We start from the raw sequence: 21,325 nt of genomic DNA, 5'->3' as shown, positions 1-21,325 counted from the left end.
TCCATGGAGCCGGTCTACCATTCCGGTCTGACGTCCCGCGTTACCTGACGCCACATTCCCTGGGAAGTTGTCTCCGGGCGGTGCCGGGCGCAAGCGTCCCCGTCTCCGGTGTCCCGGTTACTCCGCCGTGGCTCCCTCGGGGCGCGACGGAGCGGGGCTCTGGGTCAGGCCCGTCTGCAGCTTCTCCAGCAGGCGCTTCAGCTCGCGCATCTCCGAGGCGGTCAGGTGCTGCTGCACCTCCTCATCCAGCGCCTGCTCCGCGGCTTCCAGGTACTTCAGCTCGTCCAGGCCCGCGGGAGTGCTCTCCAGCCGGACGCAGCGGCGATCCTCCCCGGCGCAGCGCTTCACCAGCCCGTCCTCCTCCAACCGGTCGACCATCCGGCTCACCGCCGGCGCGTCCACCATCATCCGCTCGGCGAGGGCGGCCTGACTGCGCACTCCCTCCAGGGCCATGAATTTCAGGGCCACGAGCTGCATGAGCGGCCTGCTCGTCCGCTCTCCAAGCCGCGGGATGAGTCGCCGGACGAGGAGGCGCCGCAAACTGGCTACTTGCACCATGAGGGTCATTCGGCTTAAAGATGGTTGCATTCGACAACCATTGTCAATGGCATCGTAAACGGGCTGGCCTTATACGGGGGGCAGCGCAGCTCGCGCAGCGACTTCTTCTTTCTCTCCAAACCCCTGGCATGCCTTCTCCTTCCGTCCTCCTCCTGGTGCTCGCCACCGCCGCGAAGCTGTCAGACCCGACCGCGGCCCTGCCTTCGCCGGCTCCCTTCCAGCCGCACGTGGAGGACGCGATGCTCACCCCCGTCCCCCCCGCTCAGCGGCAGGTGGAGAGCTGGGACGAGGCGCTCGCGCTGGTGCGTGAGCGCTCCACGGACCTCCGGACGGCGGAGGCGAATGTCCAGCGCGCCGAGGGCCGCTGGCGCCAGTCCCTCGCGACGCTGCTGCCCAACGTGCGCGCCTCGGTGGGCACGGGCCTCGACGTGCTCAACCCCGAGAGCCCCATCCTGGTGTTGGGCACGGGCGCCACGGGGGTCGCCCAGGGCCGGCAGCAGGATGGAACCGGGCCCACCGTGCCGCTGGTGACGGGCGCGGTGTCGCTGTCGCAGTCCCTGGTGGACTTCGGTGCCTGGCGCGGGCTGTCCTCGGCCCGGGCCTCCGAGACGAGCGCCGTGGCCAATCTCCAGGACGTGCGGCGCCGGCTCACCCTGGGCCTGGCGCGGGTGCTGGTGGCCACGGTGGCCGCCGAGCGCGTCGCGGAGATCAACCGCGTGGGCCTGCACCAGGCGCTCGAGCGCGCCGCGCTCACCCAGCGCACCTTCGAGCTGGGGGCGAGCACCCAGTTGGACGTGGTGCGCGTGAACCAGGACGTGGCACAGGCGCGCGGGGCCCTCGTCTCCGGTGACGAGCAGCTGCGCCGGGCCCGCGAGACGCTCGGCCTGTCGCTGGGCTTCGACCATGCGCTGGGCGTGCGCCCTGCCTTCAACCTGCAAGGGCTGGTGGAGATGACGCGGAAGGTGTGCGCGCCGCTGGGGAACGTGAGCGAGCGGCCGGACCTCGTCGCCGCGCGCTCCCAGGTGGAAGCGGCGCGCGACAGCAGGCGCCAGGCCTCCGCCGGCTACCTGCCCACGCTCGGCCTCTCCAGCTCCCTCTACGGCTTCACCACCGAGCCGGGCCCCGGGCGGCTGGCCACCTGGAATATCGTCGCCGTGCTGTCGGTCCCCCTGTGGGAAGGCGGCCTGAGAGGCGGGCTGGTGAGCGAGCGGCAGGGCCTCGAGCAGCAGGCCGCCGAGTCCCTGGAGCGGACCCGGCGCGACGTGCTGGTGGAGGTGGAGCGGGCGCGGCGGAGCGTGGAGGTGGCCGAGGGGCTGGTGAAGACGGCGGCCGAGGCGCGGGCCCTGGCGGAGCGCTCCGACCAGCTCACGCGCCGCTCCTTCGAGGTGGGCCGCGGCAGCAGCCTCGAGCTGGTGCAGAGCGGAGCGATTCTTCGCCAGGCGGAGCTGACGCTGGCGCTGCGTGAATTCGAGCTTGTCCAGGCGCGCCTGGACGCATTCTTGACGGAGGCCCGGTGCGACTGGTGAGACGGGTGCGCCCCCTGAAGGCGCTGATGATGACGGTGTGGAGTGCGGCGATGGTGGCGGGGACGGTGGGCTGCTCGGGGAAGCCGGCGGCGCCGGCCGCTCCGCCTCCGCGCGAGGTGCAGGTGGTGACGCTCGCCCCCAGCGAGGTGCGCGACACCGGTGAGTACCTGGGCTCGCTCCTGTCGCGGCAGAGCGTCAACGTGCTGCCGCAGGTGGCGGGCTACGTGCGCCGCATCCATGTGCGTCCCGGCCAGAAGGTGGAGGAGGGCACGCCGCTCATCGAGGTGGACGCGCGCGAGGAGACGGCGGCGCTCGACAGCGCCCAGGCCCAGCACAACTCCACGGAGGTGAACCTGGAGCTGGCGCGCCGGACGTTCGCCCGCACCGAGGCGCTCTATAAGGAGGGGCTCGCGAGCGCCCAGGAGCTGGAGCGCGCCCAGGCCCAGGTGGAGGCGGCCGAGGCGGCCTCGCGCTCCACCGCGGCCCAGGTGACGCAGCGCCAGGTGCAGCTCCAGTTCCACGTGGTGCGTGCCCCCTTCTCCGGCACGGTGGGGGACGTGCTGGTGCGCATGGGCGACTTCGTGGGTGCCACGACGCCGCTCACCAGCGTGGCACAGGCGGACGTGCTCGAGGTGAGCGTGGCGGTGCCGTCCGAGCGCGCCCGCTCGCTCAAGCCCGACACGCAGCTCGAGGTGCTCGACTCCCAGGGCAAGGTGCTGCTCACCAGCACGCTCTTCTTCGTGGCCCCGCAGGCGGATCCCCGCACCCAGCTCGTGGAGGTGAAGGCCGCCTTCCGCAACACCGTGGGCCTGCGCCCCAGTGAGCTGGTGCGCGCGCGGCTCGTCTACTCCACCCGCAACGCCCTGCAGCTCCCGGCGCTCGCCGTGGTGCGCCAGAGCGGCCAGCCCTTCGCCCTCGTGGTGCAGGAGAAGGACGGCAAGACGGTGGTATCGCGCCGCCCGGTGAAGCTCGGGGCGCTCGGGGACATGGCCTACGTGGTGGAGTCGGGGTTGAAGGAGGGCGACGTGGTGGCCGTCTCCTCGCTGCAGGCGCTGCGCGATGGGGCGGCCGTGAAGGTGAAGCCGAGCGCACCCGGCTCCCGCGCCGAGGTCGTCCCGACGCAGGGCGTCGCGGGAGGCCCCGGGGCCGCAAGTGCCACCGGGGGCAGCCGCTAGCTCGCCGCCGAGCGACAGCAGGACCGGGCCGCGCGGAGAGGGGCGCGTGGCCCGGCCACAGCCAAAATCATCGAGGGCTTGAACGCCGTGTTCGTCGACTTCTTCATCCGCAGACCCGTCTTCGCCGCCGTCTGCTCCATCCTGCTGACGCTGGTGGGGGCGATCGCCATTCCCATCCTCCCCATCGCCCAGTACCCGGACCTCGCGCCGCCGCAGGTGACGGTCACCAGCAACTACGTGGGCGCGAGCGCCGAGGTGGTGGAGAGCGCCGTCACCATCCCGCTGGAGCAGGAGCTCAACGGCGTGGAGGGCATGCGCTACATCACCTCCACCAGCAGCAACGACGGCACCAGCACCGTCACCGTCACCTTCGAGCCCACACGCGACATCGAGGTGGCCGCCGTCGACGTGCAGAACCGCGTGAGCCGCGCCGCCTCGCGCCTGCCCGCGCAGGTGAACCAGTCGGGCATCGTGGTCAACAAGGCCTCCAGCCAGATGCTGCTGACGGTGGGCCTCTCCAGCCCGGACGACCGCTACGACGCGAAGTTCCTCAGCAACTACGCGGACGTGAACTTGAAGGACGCCGTCAAGCGCGTGCGCGGCGTGGGCGAGGTGCGCATCTTCGGCGAGCGCAAGTTCTCCATGCGCCTGTGGTTGGACCCCACGGAGCTGGCGCGCCGCAACCTCACGCCCCAGGACGTGGTGCGGGCGCTGCAGGAGCAGAACCTCCAGGTGGCCGCGGGCCAGGTGGGCCAGCCCCCGTCGAGCAACGAGCAGCCCTATCAAATCGCGGTGCGGGCGCGCGGCCGGCTCGTGGAGCCCGACGAGTTCGGGGACATCGTCCTGCTGCGCAACACCGATGGCAAGCTCGTGCGCGTGCGGGATGTGGGCCGGGTGGAGCTCGGCGCGGAGAACTACGGGACGCTCCTGCGCTTCAACGGCAGGACGGGCGTGGGGATGGCCATCTTCCAGCTCCCCACCGCCAACGCGCTCGACGTGCGCGACGGCGTCATCAAGGAGCTCGACCGGCTCTCCGCGCAGTTCCCCCCGGGGCTCGAGTACAAGCTGGGCAACGACACCACGCTCGCGGTGCGCGCCTCCATCCGCGAGGTGGTGCGGACGCTCATCGAGGCCATCGCGCTGGTCATCCTCGTCATCTTCCTGTTCCTGCACGGCTGGCGCAGCGTGCTCATCACCGCCCTCACCCTGCCGGTGTCGCTGGTGGGCACCTTCGCCTTCGTCTACCTGATGGGCTTCTCCATCAACACGCTGACCCTCTTCGGCCTGACGCTGGCCACGGGTCTCGTGGTGGACGATGCCATCGTGGTCATCGAGAACATCGAGCGCTTGATGGTCGAGCGGGGCCTGACGGCCATGCAGGCGGCGCGCGAGGGCATGAAGGAGGTGTCCGGCGCGGTGGTGGCCATCTCCATCGTGCTGGTGGCGGTGTTCGTCCCGGTGGCGCTCTTTCCGGGCACCACGGGCTCCATCTACCGCCAGTTCGCGCTGACCATCGCCGCGTCGGTGGCCCTGTCCACCTTCTGCGCCCTCACCCTGACGCCGGCCCTGAGCGCGCGGCTGCTCGAGCACCACCACGGGGAGAAGTGGATTTTCTTCCGGTGGATGGACAAGGGGCTCGACTGGACGAAGGCCTCGTACGGTCGGTGGCTGCGCGTGCTGCTGAAGCGTCCCCTCATCATCCTCGGGGCGTTCCTCCTGTGCATCGGCGCGACGGTGCTGCTCTTCCGGGCGACGCCCACCGGCTTCATCCCCGACGAGGACCAGGGCTACCTCATCATCTCCGTGCAGGGGCCCGAGGGCATGTCGCTCGCGCAGACGGAGAAGGTGCTGGCCGAGACGGAGGAGGTGCTGAAGAAGCAGCCCGAGGTGGTGACCATGTTCGCCATCGGCGGGTTCTCCTTCCAGGGGACCGGCTCCAACTACGCCACCATCTTCATCCCCCTCAAGCCCTGGTCGGAGCGGCTCACGCGCGAGCAGTCCGTCGCCGGCCTGGTGGAGCGGCTGCGCGGGCCGCTCGGCCGCATCGGTGGCGCCCGGGTGATGCCCCTCCAGCCTCCCGCCATCCGGGGCGTGGGCGCCGTGGGCGGCTTCCAGTTCATCGTCGAGGACGTGGCTGGCGGTCGCTCGCTGGACGAGCTGGCCTCGGCCGCGCAGGAGCTGGTGGCGAAGGGCAATGAGACGGGCCAGCTGCGCGGCGTCTTCACGTCCTTCAACGCCGACACGCCGCTGCTGGACGTCGAGGTGGATCGGCAGAAGGCCAAGGCGCTCGGCGTGCCGCTGGAGCAGGTGTTCGGCACGATGCAGGTCTACATGGGCAGCCAGTACGTCAACGACTTCAACTACGCCAACCGCACCTACCGCGTCTATGTCCAGGCCGAGCAGCAGTTCCGCGACAGCCCGCAGGACATCGGGGCCTTCTACGTGCGCACCGACAGCGGGGCGATGATTCCGCTGGAGTCGTTGGTGAAGGTGAATCCCACCGTCTCCGCCCAGGTCATCCGGCACTACAACCTCTTCCGCGCCGTGGAGATCAACGGCCAGGCCGCGCCGGGGGTCTCCTCGGGTCAATCGCTGGAGGCCATGGACTCGCTGGCCGCGCAGCTCCTCCCCCAGGGCATGGCCTCGGAGTGGACCGGCATCAGCCTGGAGCAGAAGGAGAGCGGCGGGCAGACGATGATCATCTTCGCCCTGGGCATCCTGTTCGTCTTCCTGGTGCTCGCGGCCCAGTACGAGAGCTTCAGCCTGCCCTTCGTCATCATCCTCTCGGTGCCCCTGGCCATCCTGGGCGCGCTGGGGCTGCAGGTGGCGCGAGGCTTCGCCAACGACGTCTTCTGTCAGGTGGGGCTGGTGATGCTGGTGGGCCTGTCGAGCAAGAACGCCATCCTCATCGTGGAGTTCGCCGAGCAGCTTCGCGCGAGCGGCAAGAGCGCCGTGGAGGCGGTGGTGGAGGCCGCCGAGGTGCGCCTGCGCCCCATCCTGATGACCTCCATCGCCTTCCTGCTGGGCGTGGTACCGCTGATGATGGCGAAGGGGGCCGGTGCCGGCTCGCGCAGCTCGCTGGGGACGACCGTCTTCGGCGGCATGCTCGTGTCCACCGTGGTCAACTTCATCTTCATCCCGGGGCTGTACGTGCTGATGCAGCGCCTGCGGGGTGAGGCGAAGCGGATGTCCGAGGAGCACCCCGAGGTGCCTGCTCCCGCCCCCTCGCCGTGACTCAAATGGCGTTCATGCGCTTGAGCAGCGAGTCCAGCACGTCGAAGTCCAGCGGCTTCACGAGGTGGGCATCGAAGCCCGCCGAGAGTGACCGCTGCCGGTCCGACTCCTGGCCATAGCCCGTCACGGCGACGAGCCGGAAGCCCGGGTCCGGCCGTTGCTCGCGAAGCCGGCGCGCCAGCTCGTAGCCGTCCATGACGGGCAGTCCGATGTCCAGCAGGGCCAGCGTGGGCTGGAACTCCGCCGCGACATTCAGGGCGCTCGGACCGTCATAGGCGACCCGGCTCTCGCACCCGAGCACCATGAGCGCATCGGCGAGCATGTCGGCGGCGTCCCGGTTGTCGTCGACGACCAGGATGCGGGTGGGCACGGCTTCTGGCTCGGGCGGCCGCGGTTCCACCCGCGAGGGACGGGGCTCGGCCGGGATGGCTCCCGCCTCCGCCAGGGGCAGCCGGACCGTGAACTCGCTGCCGAGCCCTTGCCCCGCGCTGGACACCTCCACCTTGCCCCCGTGCAGCGTGACGATGTTCCGGACGATGGCGAGCCCGAGCCCGAGTCCTCCCTGGGACCGGTCCAGGGTCTGACTCTCCTGGACGAAGAGGTCGAACACCCGGGGCAACGTCTCGGGCGCGATGCCCGTGCCGTTGTCGCGAACCTTCACCACCACCTCGGCGCCCTCGTGTGTGGCCACCACGGAGATCCGACCTCGGGGCTCGGTGTACTTCGCGGCATTCGTCAGCAGGTTGGAGAAGACCTGCGCGAGCCGGGTCGGGTCCGCGTCCAGGGGCAAGCCGGAGCGTGGGACCTCCACCGTCAGCGTGTGCTCGCGCTGCTCGAGCAACGGGCTGGCCAGCTCGATGGCCGCCGTCACCACCTCGGCCAGCTCCACCCGCTCTTGCTTGAGCTCGATCTTCCCCCGCGTCACACGCGACACGTCGAGCAGATCATCCACCAGCCGGACGAGGTGCTTGACCTGCCGCTCGATGAGGGTGCGCTCGCGCTCCGTCTCTTGGCTGCCGCGCAGCTGCATGAGCTGGAGCGCGGTCAGGATGGGCGCCAGCGGATTGCGCAGCTCATGGCCGAGCATCGCGAGGAACTCGTCCTTGGCGCGGTTGGCGGAGTCCGCCTCGCGTCGGGCGCTCGCCAGCTCCGTCACGTCGAAGGCGACGGCCACGATGCCCTCCACCTGGCCGGCGTCGTCGAGCATCGGCTGGTAGACGAAGTCGAAGAAGCACTCCTGCGGCGTGCCTCCAGCGCCGCGGTTGAGCATCATGCGCACGGACCTGCCGATGAACCGCTCGCCCGAGGTGAAGACCTGGTCCAGCAGCTCGTAGATGCCCTGATCGGCCAGCTCTGGCAGTGCCTCGCGAACGCTCCGTCCCAGCAGCGCGTGGCTCGGCTGGCCGACGAGCGGGAGATAGCTCGCGTTCACGAGCTCGAACACATGCTCCGGGCCGCGCACGATCGCGATTCCCACGGGGGCGTGTTGGAAGACCCGGGCGAGCCGCTGGCTGTGCGCCTCTTCGAGGCTCCGCAGCCGGGCCCGTGCGAGCTGGGCATCGACCCGGGCCACCAGCTCCCGGGCCGAGAAGGGTTTCACGAGGTAGTCGTTGGCTCCTGCCCGGAGCCCCTCGACGTGCGCCTCCTCGCCGGCGCGCGCCGACAGGATGATGACGGGAACGTTCCGGGTGCGCTCATCGGTGCGCAGCTCCCGCAGGAGGCCGAAGCCATCCAGGTTCGGCATCATGACGTCCGTGAGCACGACGTCCGGAAGCCGTGCGCGGGCGGCCTCGAGCGCGGCCGCGCCATCCGCCACCGTCTCCACCGTCCAGCGTCCGGCGAGGAGCCGGCCCACGTACTCCCGCATGTCGGCGTTGTCGTCGGCGAGCAGGAGGCGGGCGTTGTTCGCGCTGTCCGCGACCGGGGGCTCCGTGGCGCTCAACGTCGAAGCCTCCACGGTCGAGACGCCGGGCTCACCCTTGAGCCAGCGCAGCGCCTCGTTCACGTAGGGTGCGACCCCGAGCGCCGTGGACACCTCGGAGCGGCTGGCGGCCACCCGCTCTTTCGGCAGGTGCGCCGTCCCGGCCGGGAGGCCGACGGTGAACGTCGTCCCCTGGCCCTCCCGGCTCGTGGCGGAGATGGTGCCGCCGTGCATGCGGACCAGCTCGTGCACCAGGGCCAGCCCGATGCCGGAGCCCTCGTGCGTGCGCGAGCGCGCCCCCTGGACGCGATGGAACCGCTCGAAGAGGTGGGGCAGCTCGCGCTCGGGGATACCTGTCCCCGTGTCGGAGATCTGAAGCTCGACGTGGCCGTCCCTCCACCGCTGCGAGACGCGGATGGTGCCCTCGAACGTGAACTTCAGCGCATTCGAGAGCAGGTTGAGGACGATCTTCTCCCACATGTCCTGGTCGACATAGAGGGGCTCCGGGAGGGGAGGACAGCTCACCTCGAACGTGAGCCCCGCGCGCTCGATCGCCGAGCGGAAGGCGCTCGCGAGGCCGGCCGTCAGCTCCGCGAGGTCCATGGGGGCGTACGAGGCCTGGATGCGGCCGGCCTCGATGCGCGCGAAGTCGAGCAGCGAGTTGACGAGCTTGAGCAACCGCTGGGCGTTGCGGTGGACGGTCTCCAGGCTCTCGCCGACCAGGGCCCGCGCGGGGGAGGCGAGCGCGTCCTCGGTGGGCCCGAGCATCAGGGTCAACGGCGTGCGGAACTCATGGCTGACGTTGCTGAAGAACGCCGTCTTCGCGCGGTCGATCTCCGCCAGCGCCTCCGCGCGCTTGCGCTCCTCCTCGTAGGCGCGCGCGTTCGCGAGCGCGGTCACCACCTGATCCGCGGTCAGCCGGAAGAGTCCCAGGTAGCGCTCGTCCAGGAAGCGGCGGGGGCTGACCCCCGCCACCAGGAACCCGTACGGGTGGGGCTGGCCGGGTCGCGACAAGGGAAGGACCACCGCTCGCTCCGGAGGGAGCCCCCAGCGGCCGCCCGGCATGGGACCGAAGCGTTCCCCGAGGTTCTCGACGATGACCTCCTGTCCGGTACGAGCCGCCTCGGCGAACGGCCAGGAAGCGTTGGACGGGGAGTCGAACGGCACGCGCTCCGGTGCGCCTGGAGCCCCCTGGCCCTCGAGCCCGGTCGTGCTGACGCGCTGGACCTCGCTGGCATCCTCGTTCAAGAGGTAGAGGAGCGAGAACGGCAGGTCGGCGTCATTGCCCGAGAGGATGCCACTGGCCGTGCGACAGGCCTCCTCGGCGGACTTCGCATCGGCGGACCGCGCCGCGAGGTCGCGCAACATCCGCAGCTGCCGGTTGTCCTGGACCTGCTCGGTCGTCTCCTGCACCGTCACGAGGACGCCCCCGACGCGCCCTCCCTCGGCGGGGACGGGGCTGTACGAGAACGTGTGGTACGTCTCTTCCTGGAAGCCCCTCTTGTTGATGAGGAGGAGGAAGTGCTCGTTGAACGTCGCCACGCCCTCGTCGCGCACGCTCCGGGCCATGGGCCCGATGACGTCCCAGATCTCCGTCCAGACGTGGGCCGCGGGGGCACCCAGGGAGGCGGGGTGCTTCGCGCCGAGGATGGGCCGGTAGCCGTCGTTGTAGATCTGGATGAGCTCGGGTCCCCACCAGAGCAGCATCGGAAAGCGATTGCGGAGCACGACGCCGACCATCGTCTTCAGGCTGGTGGGCCACCCGGCGACGGGCCCGAGCGGGGTCTTCGACCAGTCCCTGGACCGGACCAGCGCCCCCATGTCACCCCCTTCGGCAAGACAGCTCTCCTGGGCGTCGGGCGCGTGGGATGCAGGCATGAAGGTTCCTGTTGCGGGGGGAGCGGCGACGGTGTTTCAGGGCTTGTAGTGGGAGGGAGCAGGCCCCGCAATCGTGATAACCCGCCGCGTCACCTCATGGGCAGACGGACGGTCCTTCCCTCCCTTGCCGTGGGCTAGGTGTCCGACCCCTCGCCATTCCCGCGAGTCCCCGGGGGACGCTTCACCGCGGGGGCGGCCTGCATCGTCTTGGAGCGCGCGGGCGTGCCCGAGCCCGAGGCGGGAGGCGTCGCTCCACCGCCCTGGGCGGGAGCCGGGCCCTGCCGCTGCCCCTGCACGATGCCCGTCTTGGAGGTGGAGGGGGAGCTCGTCTCGCGCGCCAGCCGGGGATCGAACTGGATGACGGTGGGCTCGCTGGCGAAGCGGTCCTCCTCGAGCTCCGAGGAGTAGAGGTCCTTCATGAAGGCGGTGAGGTGGGCCTGGGTGCCCGGCAGCCGCGCGGCGAGGAGGAAGTCCTCGATGGCGAGCTGGAGCTCCCCGGCGCTCTGGAAGCGCTCGTCGCGCTTGCGGGCCAGGGCCTTCATCACCACCGCGTCCAGCGACTTGGGGACGCCGGGCACCACCTCGGAGGGAGGCGGCACCTTGGCGCCCACCACGGCCTTCAGGGTGGCCATGTCCGAGTCGCGCTTGAAGAGCCGCTGGCTGGTGATGAGCTCGTAGAAGACGATGCCCAGGCCGTACACGTCCGAGCGGGCGTCGAGCTCCTCGCCGCGGGCCTGCTCCGGGGACATGTACGCGTGCTTGCCCTTGATGGTGCCGACGATCGTCTGGGAGAGCTTCCCCGCGGCCTTGGCCACGCCGAAGTCGATGAGCTTCACGTTGCCGTTGAAGCCCACCAGCACGTTCTGCGGGGACACGTCGCGGTGGATGAGGCCCAGCTTGCGGCCCGAGGGCGTGCGGGCCTGGTGCGCGTGGTCCAGTCCGGCGGCGGCGTCCGCGATGATGCGGCACTTGAGCCCCAGCGCCAGCCCGCCCTTGCGGTAGTGGTTGGCGCGCGCGTTCACCTGGCTGATGCAGTCGCCCTGGACGTACTCCATGGCGATGTAGAGCACGCCATCCACATCCCCCAGGTCGTAGATTTGGGCGATGTTGGGGTGGTTGAGGAGGCCGGCGATGCGCGCCTCGTCCAGGAACATCTGGATGAATTCCCGGTCCTCGGACAGGTGCGGCAGCAGCCGCTTCACCACCAGCAGCTTCTGGAACCCCACGGGCCCCTTCTGCCGGGCCAGGAAGACCTGGCCCATTCCGCCGGTTGCCAGTTTTCGTAGCAGCTCGTAACGGCCGAAGGTTTCCACGGGTAGGGAGACCATAGCCGCCCGAGGCCCATGGGCGGAAGGTGCCTCCCCCCCTTGACGGGCCCCTCAGGGGGCCGGTGGAGGCGTGGGGCAGGCGCTGCGGTAGCGGACCTCGAGGGTCTGCCCCAGCTTGGGCACCGCGGCGGGCTGGAAGACGACCGCGTTGCGCACCGGGTCATAGGTCCACTGGTCGGCCGGAAGTGTCCTGCCCTGGACACGCACGGACATCTCGGCCGTGCCATTGGGCTGGGCGCCGAGGACGAAGTCCGCCTGGGGCCCATCGGCGCGCCGCAGCAGCTTGTCGAGGAAGGGGCCGTAGTCCCCCTGGCAGACGGAGTCCGCCTCACCGCCGGTGCGAACGGCGACACTGGAGAAGCGCGAGCCGGGCCCGCCGGCGGTGGTGCAGCGGCCGTCGGTGGGGACGAGCGCGTAGAGCTGGGTGCGGTGCGCCATGCCCGTGCCCTTCAGGGTCTGGAGGAACTGCACGTAGCTCTCCGGATCGAAACCCGAGTGGTCATCCTCGTCGGCCACCACCACCACGGCGAGCCGGGCGGTGGCGCGCAGGAAGCCGCTGTTGCCGTCGTTGGGCAGCGGGGTGCGCGGGTCGTCGGTGCTGGTGGCCAGGGGCGAGGAGAGCGCCTGCCGCATCGTCTCCAGACCCTGCACGAGGTTGTGGCACAGCCCCACGTCGCCCAGGTTGGCCTGCACGGTGGCCGCGGCCGTGGGCGAGGTGCTGGAGACGGCCCGCGAGCGCGAGCCCTCCACCGGGACGAGCCGTCCGGACTCGCCGCCCGACGCCGCGCCGCCGCACGTGGAGGCGCGGGGCGCCAGGCCCGTGGTGGTGACGCCGATGCGCACGTCCACCCCGGCCTGCCGCGCGCGCTCCACCCACCCGGGCATGGCGTCCTTCAGCCGCTGCTGGAAGGGCGCCATGGTGGTGGTGTTGGACACGACGAAGAGGACGTCGAGCTGGCTGTCCGTGCCCTGGATGAAGCGGTCGAGCTGGAGGCCCTCATGGTTCGTCTCGGCGAGCAGCGGAACGAGCAGCGGGCTCGGCTCGTGGGTCGCCGAGACGTAGAAGGGGCTGTAGTGCTGGCCGTGGACGGTGCGCGCGTAGGTGAACTCCAGCTCCATGCCCTCGCCCGGGGCCAGCGTGCGCGGCAGGGCCAGCGGCGTCATCAGCGTGAACTGGTCGCTGGTGCCCATGCCGATGTGGGTGCTCTCCACCGCGACGGGCAGGGTGCACTGGTTGGAGAGGAGCGTGCGCCGGGGCACGGGCGAGCAGTCATAGCGGATGGGCCCGAAGTCCACGTAGGCCGGCGTGGCCACCAGGCAGCTCGCCTGCGACACGCCGCGCAGGGGCAGCGTCACCGTGGGGGCGGCCGGGTTGTTCACCGTCAGCTTCAGCTCGCCCTGGTACTCGCCCGGCGCCGAGGGCCGGAAGGCGATCATCGCGCTGAAGGCCGAGTCGTACGGCACCACGCCACCGGCGAGCCGGCCGCCCGGCATGAAGAAGGCGCCTCCGCCGTCGTTGGACAGGTGGATGTCCTTCACCGCGCACTCGGCGCGGCCGGGGTTGCGGAAGTAGAAGCCCAGCACGGCGCCCCGGCCTGGCGGCACGTTGCCGAAGTCCATCTGCGGCAGGGGCTTGAGCTCGTAGACGCAGGGGCCCGTGGCCCGGGCGCGGCCGGTGATGACGATGGTGCGCTCAGGGGTGAAGCGGTCATCCGAGACGAGCACCAGCGTGGCCTGCCAGGGACCGGGGCCCTTGGGCTCGAAGTACACCTTCAGGTCGAGCGCGTCCGTGCCCGGCGCGATGGGGATGTTGTCGGCCTCCAGCACTGGCCAGGCGCTGCCGGGCTTCCAGGCATGGGCCCGGGTGCCGCGCATGGGCACGTCCACCGAGAAGTGCTCCGCGTCCCCGGTGCCCCGCACCCCGCGGAAGGCGAGGTTGCCGCTGCTGCCACCGTTGGAGATGCGGATGACCTGGCCCACCTTGCCGCCCACGGGCAGCTCGCCGAAGTCGAGCATCACCGGGGCCACGGCCAGCGTGGGCCGGCCTCCGCGCGCGTCCAGCAACACCTGGGACTGGCGCGGCTTGTCCGACGCGTACCCCACCGTCATCGTGCCGATGTTCGGCCCGGAGAAGCGGGCGGCGAACTCCAGGGGCAGCTCCGCCGCCTCGCCCGGCTTCACCTCCAGGGCCTTCGGGGGACTGAGCGGGGTGAAGGCCTGATCGCTGGTGCTCAGCCCGTGGATGGTGACGGGCCGCCAGGTGATGTTGCGTGCCCGCGTGAAGGACTGCGTGCGCTCGTGCACCGGAATCGACTCAAAGGGCACCGGCGCCGGCTCGAAGACGAAGGCGCTCTCCACCGAGCGGCCCGCCAGCTCCGCCGTCGTCGGGGTGCAGCTCGCGCAGGGCTTCACCTCCACCTGGGCGCGCATGTCCCCCAGGGCCCGAGGCAGGTACTTCGTGCGCACCGCCTGCGTGCCGAGCGGTGGCACCGTGAGGGTGTCCGTGCTGAAGGCCTCGGCCGCCGCGCCCTTCAACGTCACGGTGAGCGGCAGGTCCACCGGGTTGGTGATGGTGAGCTGCAGGACGCGCTCGCTGTCCACCTCGAGCGTCTCGAAGTCCAGCCGCGCCGGCTCCAGGTGGATGGGCAAGGGCACGCCCTGGCCCCTCACGCGGATGGTGTGCTCCCGGCCCGAGTTGGCGTCCGTGCTCACATGCACCGTCTCCTCGAGGGGACCCTCGCTGAGCGGGTGGAAGCGCACGCGCACCCGCTTCTCGTCGCCGGGCATGATGCGCCCCTCGCCCTCGAAGGAGACCTCATAAGAGGGGTCTCCCTTCAGGCCGAGCGCCTCCAGGGCATGGAAGGGCACGTAGCCCACGTTGCGCAGGCGCACCTGTTTCTCGCGCCATTCGCCCACGGGCACGTCGCCAAAATCGAGCGCGTCCGCGTCCACCGCCGCCTGGGCCTGTACCGAGCGGGTGTTGCCCGGCTCATGGCACGCCGCCAGTGACAACGCCAGCAGTGACAGCCCGATGATCCGCCCACCACCAAGCCCCGTCTTCATCGCCTGTTCTCGCCTGGAACCCATCCGGCCCGTTCCCAATCCAAATCGCGTACCAACGCGAGGGCGGCCGAGGAGCCTAGGAAAAACGGGGGGTTGGCGGAGGAGTGAATGTAGGATACGAACGGTTGGAAGCCGGTTGCCCTGGGGGGTGAAGGAGTTTTCCCGTCTTGCCGGGTGGACTGGGGCGACCTAGCGGACGGGCTGGATGAACTCCACCAGCGCGCGCGCCAGTGCCTCCGGCTGCTCCATATGGACGTGGTGGCCGCCGGGGACGACGAGGGGGGGCCGGGTGCAGCGCAGGGCGGCGAGTCGTGCCTGGGCGCGCTCTTCCTCGAAGAAGGGGAAGCCGTTGTCGCCGCGGATGAGCTGCACGGGGCAGGTGACGCCGGCCGAGATGGCGAGCCACTGGGCGTCGTCGTAGCTGGAGCCGAAGCGGCGGCGGTGCGCCGGATCAAAGGAGAAGACGAGGCCCTCCTCCTCGAGCTCGGTGCCATGGCGGGCCAGGTGGAACGCGGCACGCTCGGGGAGGGTGGGGTTGTTCTCCCGCAGGCGGGCGGCGGCGGCCTCCACGGTCGAGTAGCGCTTGCGGTTGGGCGCGCGCTCCAGGTCCTCGAGGAAGCCGCGCAGCCGCGCGAGCGCGTTCTCGGGAGGACCGCCGGTGGGGCCGAGGCTCTCGATCAGACTGAGGCTGAGGACGCGGGAGGGACGCGCGGCGGCGTACGCAGTGGCGACGATGCCACCCAGCGAGTGGCCGACGAGGTGCGCGGCCTCCAGACCGGTGGCGCGCAGCACCGCCTCCACGTCCACGAGGTGGTCGGCGAACTGGTAGTGGGCACCGCGCGGCAGCCAGGCGCTGCGGCCCATGCCGCGGAAGTCCAGCAGCACCAGGCGCCAGGAGTCCGGCAGGTGCTCGGCGAGGAAGTCGAAGCTGTGGGAGTGGTCCAGCCAGCCGTGCAGGAAGACGACGGCGGGCGAGCCCCCGGGGTGGCGCTGGCGCGCATGGAGGGCGAGGCCGTGGGCATCGACGGACAACGACTGGAAAGAAGGGGGCACCGGCGGCTCCTGGCGGGCCGGGAAGTCTCCCCGGGCCCGCGAGCCCCCCGCTTAACGCGTTCCACCGGCGCCGGGAACCGTCCCGTCAGGCCTGGAGTGTCTCCACCGCCGAGACGTTGAGCACCAGGGCGAGCTGCCGCGCCTGGCCCTCGGTGGTGCAGCGGTACTCCTGCACCTTCCCGTTGGGCTTCTGAACGCGCAGGACCCAGATATCGGCTTCCTTGGACACGACGGACTGAGCTTGAGTCGACATGGCTGCCTCCTTGTGGCTGCCTTCCCCCGCGCCCTCTCCTGAAGCATCCTTCGTGCCGACCCCCGGTTTTTGGCAATACCCAAGGAATCCGGGGATTTGACGCTTGCCTGCCCCTACCGGGGTGACACTTTTTGCGTAGGCCGGTGACAAAACGTGCATGTAGGCCCGCACTTCTTGCGGAGTGCGCGTAGCCACATCATTCAAGTTCTCGATTTCTCAGAGAAAATCAGCCGGGTCGGGCCACTCCCAGGCGGAGCGGTCGGCCGATGAGGCCCGAAGCGTCATCGTCTCGGGGGTGACGCTCCCGTAGGGTGGAGCCCTCCTCGATTTGGAGGGCGTCTCATGGCACCTCGTCTGCCCGTTGCGGTCTTGTTCTTGGCCCTGTCCACCGCATGTGCCACCACACGCGTGGTCCGCCTCGACACAGGGCGGGGGGGTGCCATGAGCGCGGAGCGGTGGGTGTTGGAGCCTGAAGTCGCTGGGGAACTCGGCGACAACACAGTCCTGAATACGTCTGTTCATCCCCCAGTGGTGTCCCACTTCCATCATCGCTTCGAAGGATGGCTGGGTGATGGTTTGCTCACGGTCTTCCCCTGCTTTCTTGTCTCTTCTGCCCTCGCGAAAGCACTTGAAGAGGCAAGACTGGTAGGCTTCAGCTTGGACGAGGTCGAAGTGAGTACGTCGCTAGAGTTCCAAGAGCTATACCCGGGGCGTACCTTGCCGGAATTCCGATGGCTCAAGATTACCGGCAAGAACCGCGAGGCCGATTTCCGGCTCACGCAGGACTTTCGGTTGGAGGTTTCCAGTCGGGCCCTGGAAGTCCTGAAGAAGTTCAATATTGCACATGCGGAGATCGAATCGGGCTGAGAAGGCCCGGAGCCTGACTTCTCGATTTTCAGGGGGAATCAGCCGGGTCGGGCCACTCCCAGGCGGAGCGGTAGCCGGGGCCTTGCTGGGTGGACTCGATGAAGCGGGCGTAGAAAGGGTGGCCGCTGAGGGTGGCCGAGTCTCCCACCACGAAGAGGTGCCGGCGCGCGCGGGTGATGGCGACGTTGATGCGGCGCAGGTCCGTGAGGAAGCCGAGTTGCCCCTCGGAATTCGAGCGGGTGAGGGAGACGAGGATGGCGTCCTTCTCGCGGCCCTGGAAGGCGTCGACGGTGTCCACCTCGACGTCGGCGGAGAGCGGCTCCACGCGCTCGCGCAGGGCGTGGGCCTGGGCGCGGTAGGGGGTGATGACGGCGAGCTCGCGTGGGGCGAGCCCGGCGGCGAGCAGCTCCTTCACCCGGGCGACGACGAGGTCCGCCTCGCCGCGGTTGAAGAGGCTGCCGGTGTCCTTCTCCTGCTCCTCCTCGAAGCCCTTGCCGGCGGTGTCGAGGAAGAGGACGGGAGGGGCGTCCACGGGGGTGGAGCCCGGGGGCAGCACGTCCGCGAGGGTGCGCTCGGCCACGCTGGGGTGGGCGCGCAGCTCGCCGCCGTACATCTCCTTCGAGGGGAAGGACATGATGGCGGAGTTCATCCGGTACTGCTCGCGGAGCATGCGCTTGACGCCCTCGCCGTGGTCGGAGAGCAGCCGCTCGAAGAGGCTGACGGCGAGCCCCTGCTTCGCGGCCTCCTGGGAGATGACGGTGGGAGGGAGCTGCTGGGGGTCTCCGGCGAGGATGACCTTGGGAGCGCGGAGGAAGCCGAGCAGGGCGAGGGGCTCGGTGGCCTGGGTGGCCTCGTCGAGCAGGGCGAGGTCGAACTCCTCATGGGAGAGGACGCCGGAGTCGAGGCTGGCGAGGGTGACGCACACCACCTGGGAGCGCTCGAGCACGGCGCGCACGGCCTTGCGCTCAAGGGCGCGGGCCTCGTTGAGGAGGCTCTTGGCCTCGGTGGTGGAGGCGCGGGCGTTGGAGAAGCGCGAGCTGCTGCGGCCCTGGGTGCGCTGGCGGCGGGCGTAGCCGAGGAGGGAGAAGGCCTCGTCGAAGAGCTCGCGGGAGAGGACGCGGTCGGGGTGGTCCTCGACGATGAGGTCCAGGGTGTGCTGCTGGAGGCGGGGGGTGACGCGGGCGGGGTGGCCGACGCGGACGGCGCGCAGGCCCTTGTCGAGACAGAGGTCCAACAGGTGGTCCACGGCGGCGTTGCTGGCGGCGGTGCACAGCAGGCGGTGGCCCTGGGAGACGGCCTGGGCGGCGACCTCGGCGAGCACGGTGCTCTTGCCGGTGCCGGGGGGGCCGTGGACGAGGAAGAAGTCCTCGGCGGCGAGGGCGCGGGCGACGGCGTCCTGCTGCTCGGGGTTGAGGGGGCGGGAGGGGGAGAAGTCGCGGAGGTTGTCGAAGCGGGGGGGCTCGTTGCCGAGGAGGACCTCGCGCTTGCGGCGGGCGGCGCCCTTGTCGAGCGCCTTGACGCGGGCGAGGCCGGCGCGGACGCGCTCGAAGGTGACGTCGTTGGGGACGCGGTCGAGGCGGAGGAGGCCCTCGTGGATGAAGGGGGGAGGGGAGCGGTCGAAGGCGAGGGTGACGCGGGTGGCGGTGGCGCGGGAGACGAGGGCGCGAGCGGGCTCCTTGACCTCGGCGCGGCGGGGCATGACGGAGACCTGGTCGCCGTTGTCGAGGCGAGCGGGGAAGCGGGCACGGTCCTGGCGGGCGAGCGTGACGAGGACGCGGCCGCCGAGGCCGACTTCCTCCTCGATGCTCTCCAGGTCGAGGAAGGAAAGGCCCTGCTCGGCGCGCTGCTGGAGGGACATGCCCTCGGCGAGGGCTTCCATGCGGGCGCGCTCGGCCTCGCGCTCGAGGGCGAGGAGGCGGCCAAGGGAGTCGAAGAAGGAGACGTCGCGAGGCATGGGGAAGTTTATGCCACGCGGCACTGCCCTGCATGCCTGCTGGATGAGGCCGGGCGCTCGCTGGGCAACTCTGGCGGGGAAGACGAGACACCTGGACACATCCAGAGTAGCGCAGGCTCCACGGAGGTTCGTGTGAGCTTGGCGGTAGCATGCGAAACCCCGGTCATTTCTGCTCGCTCAAGCGGGGGCTATGCTCAACAGGAAGAACTTGCCAAGGCCACTCCCCCAGGGCCTGATGGCTACGACAGGAGCAAACCAGAGGATCCGATGCTGACCCGGTTGAAGGTCGAGGGCTTCAAGAGCCTGCTGGACGTGGACATCCGCTTCGGCCCCTTCACCTGCATCGCGGGGATGAATGCGGTGGGCAAGTCGAACCTCTTCGATGCCATCCGCTTCCTGCACCTGCTCACGCGGCACCCCATCATGGAGGCCGTGAAGCTGTTGAGGGAGACCAAGGGACGCTCTCCAGATCCACGCTCGCTCTTCACTGCGTTTGAGCACTACCGCGCCCCGGAGATGCGCTTCACCGCGGAGATGATCGTCTCTCGTAGCGTCGAGGATGAACTCGGCGTCTCGACCACGGCGGCCATCTCGACCTTGGAATACTCCCTGGCGTTCAAACTGGCGGATGATGATGAGGGACGGCTCGAATTGCTGGACGAGTCGCTCAAACCCATCAAGGTCTCGGAAGCCAGCAAATCGCTTGGTTTTCCTTCCACCAAGGAGTTCCGCCATTCAGCGCTTCAAGGTGTCCGGCGGGGCGGGCCCTTCATCGACACGGACTCCGGAACGAGGCAGATCACGGTTCATCAGGAGAAACATGGGGGGCGGAAGATCCCCGCCCCGAAATCATCAAGAACCGTGGTGGGCGGTAGCGCCTCCAGCGACTTCCCCACCGTTCTGGCGGCTCACCGGGAGATGGAATCCTGGAAGACCCTGCTGCTGGAGCCTTCCGCCATGCGGGCACCCTCCATTTACGGTGACCCCCGGTTCATCGACCAGCGGGGCGCCAACCTTCCAGCGACCCTTCAGCGCCTCGCTCGTGCCGAACCCGTTCTAGGGCAGGTGCATGCCCAACTCGCCAACAAGCTGGCCGCACTGCTAGAGGACGTCAGGGAACTTCGGGTTCGAGACGACCCAAAGACAGAGACCGTCACCGTCGAACTGCGAGGGCGCGACAATGTCTTCCACCCCGCGCGCTCCTTGTCGGATGGAACGCTCCGCTTTCTCGTTCTGGCGACCTTATCACTGGATCCGGAGGCACGAGGGGTGATCTGCCTTGAAGAGCCGGAGAACGGCATCCATCCGGAGCGGATCAGGGCCATGGTTCAGTTGCTCAAGGACATTGCCGTGGACCCAACTGGCGCCGTTGGACCGGATAATCCCTTGCGTCAAGTCATTGTCAATACACACTCCCCCGTCGTCTTCGAGAGCATCAAGGCTAACGACTTGGTCTTCCTGGAGTCTGTCGAGGCCATCCGTGGTAATGCTCGAGGAAAGGTGACCGTTGCGCGGATACCTGACCACTCCTGGCGTCTGCGCCTCATGGAACCTGAACGCAAGCTTCCTACTGGTAAGCTTCGCGTTTACCTGAAAGACAAACAGACTCAGGAGTCTTTCTTTTTTATTGGTGAGCAACAAGACCTATGAAGGAGCTGACCTATACGTTGGTCGCGGATGGGCCAAGTGACAAATGCCTGGAGCGCATCATCAACTGGGCCTTGGGCAACGCGTCCTCTCGTCAAGGAACTCTGCTCATCAACTCGCAGTTCGCGGACTATCGAGACGATCCGGATCCACCCAGGGGGTTGGTCGACAAGTTGCACCGGGCTTCGCGGGACTTTCCCTGCGACATCCTCTTCGCCCACCGAGACGCGGAGCGAGAGGACCCCGAGCATCGGCGCTTCGAGATCCTCAACGCCGCGAAGCAAGTGGGTATCGAGCCTGTTGTCTGCATCATCCCGGTCCGGATGACGGAGGCATGGCTGCTCTTCAATGAACTCGCCATCCGCCAAGCTGCAGGCAACCCCAACGGCAAGACCCGGTTGAAGCTTCCAGCCATCACGAGAATGGAGGCGCTCCCGGATCCGAAAGCCGTCCTGTACTCTGCGTTGGAAACAGCGTCGGAAGCCACTGGTCGCAGGCTCAAGCAGTTCCAGCGAGATCGCCCAATGCTCAAGTTGCGCATCGCGGAGTACATTGAGGACTTCTCTCAACTGCGAGCTCTATCCGCCTTCAATAAATTCGAGGACGAGGTTCGAGCAGTCCTTGCCCACTTGGGCCTTTCACAGTTTTGAATCGTAGTTAAGAATACCCGACAAAACCAAGGGTTGCTTCCTTTACCCGCGTACTACAGGTACCGTCTCCGGAGCCTCGACGTGTGCGAGCCCCAGGTCCCGCTGCGGCATCAGCCTTCCCAGCGGGCGCTGAAGGCCCGGAGCGGGATCGTGAAGGCGATGGAGCGGGAGTTGAGAAACGTCATGGCGCCCCACCTCACTTCTACGCGCGTAGAAGT

The 21,325-nt window shown here is 69.2% G+C and carries 13 protein-coding genes; 6 read left to right on the top strand and 7 right to left on the bottom strand.

Features of this window, described 5'->3' with window-relative positions:
* Positions 1 to 117: 117 nt before the first annotated feature.
* Complete coding sequence (locus tag VF697_RS04790) at positions 118 to 477, bottom strand: MarR family winged helix-turn-helix transcriptional regulator (RefSeq protein ID WP_331092288.1); 360 nt, start codon at positions 475 to 477, stop codon at positions 118 to 120.
* A 209-nt stretch (positions 478 to 686) separates the two neighbouring features.
* Between VF697_RS04790 and VF697_RS04785 the strand changes: the two genes are divergently transcribed.
* From VF697_RS04785 to VF697_RS04775, 3 genes are all read left to right on the top strand, one after another.
* Positions 687 to 2,084 carry a TolC family protein gene (locus tag VF697_RS04785; protein WP_331092287.1) on the top strand — a complete coding sequence of 466 codons (1,398 nt, stop codon included), beginning with the start codon at positions 687 to 689 and terminating at the stop codon, positions 2,082 to 2,084.
* Positions 2,085 to 2,110: 26 nt separating this feature from the next.
* Positions 2,111 to 3,259, top strand: a complete 1,149-nt coding sequence (locus VF697_RS04780; RefSeq protein ID WP_414641239.1) for an efflux RND transporter periplasmic adaptor subunit — start codon at positions 2,111 to 2,113, stop codon at positions 3,257 to 3,259.
* 87 nt (positions 3,260 to 3,346) lie between these two features.
* Positions 3,347 to 6,493, top strand: coding sequence for a multidrug efflux RND transporter permease subunit (locus tag VF697_RS04775; protein ID WP_331092296.1), 3,147 nt, complete (start codon positions 3,347 to 3,349; stop codon positions 6,491 to 6,493).
* 1 nt (position 6,494) lies between these two features.
* Here the strand turns inward: VF697_RS04775 and VF697_RS04770 are convergent, their stop codons facing one another.
* From VF697_RS04770 to VF697_RS04750, 5 genes are all read right to left on the bottom strand, one after another.
* Complete coding sequence (locus tag VF697_RS04770) at positions 6,495 to 10,292, bottom strand: ATP-binding protein (RefSeq protein ID WP_331092286.1); 3,798 nt, start codon at positions 10,290 to 10,292, stop codon at positions 6,495 to 6,497.
* Between the two features lie 134 nt (positions 10,293 to 10,426).
* The gene (locus VF697_RS04765; protein ID WP_414641238.1) at positions 10,427 to 11,554 is read right to left on the bottom strand and encodes a serine/threonine protein kinase; all 1,128 of its coding nucleotides are present in this window, start codon (positions 11,552 to 11,554) and stop codon (positions 10,427 to 10,429) included.
* Positions 11,555 to 11,671: 117 nt separating this feature from the next.
* Positions 11,672 to 14,683 (bottom strand): choice-of-anchor D domain-containing protein, encoded by a 3,012-nt coding sequence (locus VF697_RS04760; protein ID WP_331092284.1) that lies wholly within the window; start codon positions 14,681 to 14,683, stop codon positions 11,672 to 11,674.
* 189 nt (positions 14,684 to 14,872) lie between these two features.
* Positions 14,873 to 15,736 (bottom strand): alpha/beta hydrolase, encoded by an 864-nt coding sequence (locus VF697_RS04755; RefSeq protein ID WP_331092283.1) that lies wholly within the window; start codon positions 15,734 to 15,736, stop codon positions 14,873 to 14,875.
* Positions 15,737 to 15,821: 85 nt separating this feature from the next.
* Complete coding sequence (locus VF697_RS04750) at positions 15,822 to 15,989, bottom strand: hypothetical protein (RefSeq protein ID WP_331092282.1); 168 nt, start codon at positions 15,987 to 15,989, stop codon at positions 15,822 to 15,824.
* A gap of 441 nt (positions 15,990 to 16,430) precedes the next feature.
* On the opposite strand from VF697_RS04750, the gene VF697_RS04745 reads away from it, so the two are divergent.
* On the top strand, positions 16,431 to 16,856 hold the full coding sequence (locus VF697_RS04745; protein ID WP_331092281.1) for a hypothetical protein: 426 nt from the start codon (positions 16,431 to 16,433) through the stop codon (positions 16,854 to 16,856).
* 28 nt (positions 16,857 to 16,884) lie between these two features.
* Here the strand turns inward: VF697_RS04745 and VF697_RS04740 are convergent, their stop codons facing one another.
* Positions 16,885 to 18,810 (bottom strand): AAA domain-containing protein, encoded by a 1,926-nt coding sequence (locus tag VF697_RS04740; RefSeq protein WP_331092280.1) that lies wholly within the window; start codon positions 18,808 to 18,810, stop codon positions 16,885 to 16,887.
* A 267-nt stretch (positions 18,811 to 19,077) separates the two neighbouring features.
* Between VF697_RS04740 and VF697_RS04735 the strand changes: the two genes are divergently transcribed.
* Together VF697_RS04735 and VF697_RS04730 are read left to right on the top strand one after the other, a co-directional pair.
* Positions 19,078 to 20,460 carry an AAA family ATPase gene (locus VF697_RS04735; RefSeq protein ID WP_331092279.1) on the top strand — a complete coding sequence of 461 codons (1,383 nt, stop codon included), beginning with the start codon at positions 19,078 to 19,080 and terminating at the stop codon, positions 20,458 to 20,460.
* Positions 20,457 to 21,107 carry a hypothetical protein gene (locus VF697_RS04730; RefSeq protein ID WP_331092278.1) on the top strand — a complete coding sequence of 217 codons (651 nt, stop codon included), beginning with the start codon at positions 20,457 to 20,459 and terminating at the stop codon, positions 21,105 to 21,107. Before VF697_RS04735 ends, VF697_RS04730 begins: the two co-directional genes overlap by 4 nt.
* The last annotated feature ends 218 nt before the right edge of the window (positions 21,108 to 21,325 follow it).

The organism is Archangium sp., assembly GCF_036388035.1.
Taxonomy (GTDB): Bacteria; Myxococcota; Myxococcia; order Myxococcales; family Myxococcaceae; genus Archangium.
This window is presented reverse-complemented; position numbering and strand designations above follow the sequence as displayed.

What these genes read in the sequence shown, in the direction of transcription:
- VF697_RS04790 (WP_331092288.1), bottom strand. Translation starts at nt 477, where the DNA reads ATGCAGCTCGTGGCCCTGAAATTCATGGCCCTGGAGGGAGTGCGCAGT.
- VF697_RS04785 (WP_331092287.1), top strand. Translation starts at nt 687, where the DNA reads ATGCCTTCTCCTTCCGTCCTCCTCCTGGTGCTCGCCACCGCCGCGAAG.
- VF697_RS04780 (WP_414641239.1), top strand. Translation starts at nt 2,111, where the DNA reads ATGATGACGGTGTGGAGTGCGGCGATGGTGGCGGGGACGGTGGGCTGC.
- VF697_RS04770 (WP_331092286.1), bottom strand. Translation starts at nt 10,292, where the DNA reads ATGCCTGCATCCCACGCGCCCGACGCCCAGGAGAGCTGTCTTGCCGAA.
- VF697_RS04765 (WP_414641238.1), bottom strand. Translation starts at nt 11,554, where the DNA reads ATGGGCCAGGTCTTCCTGGCCCGGCAGAAGGGGCCCGTGGGGTTCCAG.
- VF697_RS04760 (WP_331092284.1), bottom strand. Translation starts at nt 14,683, where the DNA reads ATGAAGACGGGGCTTGGTGGTGGGCGGATCATCGGGCTGTCACTGCTG.
- VF697_RS04750 (WP_331092282.1), bottom strand. Translation starts at nt 15,989, where the DNA reads ATGTCGACTCAAGCTCAGTCCGTCGTGTCCAAGGAAGCCGATATCTGG.
- VF697_RS04745 (WP_331092281.1), top strand. Translation starts at nt 16,431, where the DNA reads ATGAGCGCGGAGCGGTGGGTGTTGGAGCCTGAAGTCGCTGGGGAACTC.
- VF697_RS04740 (WP_331092280.1), bottom strand. Translation starts at nt 18,810, where the DNA reads ATGCCTCGCGACGTCTCCTTCTTCGACTCCCTTGGCCGCCTCCTCGCC.
- VF697_RS04735 (WP_331092279.1), top strand. Translation starts at nt 19,078, where the DNA reads ATGCTGACCCGGTTGAAGGTCGAGGGCTTCAAGAGCCTGCTGGACGTG.
- VF697_RS04730 (WP_331092278.1), top strand. Translation starts at nt 20,457, where the DNA reads ATGAAGGAGCTGACCTATACGTTGGTCGCGGATGGGCCAAGTGACAAA.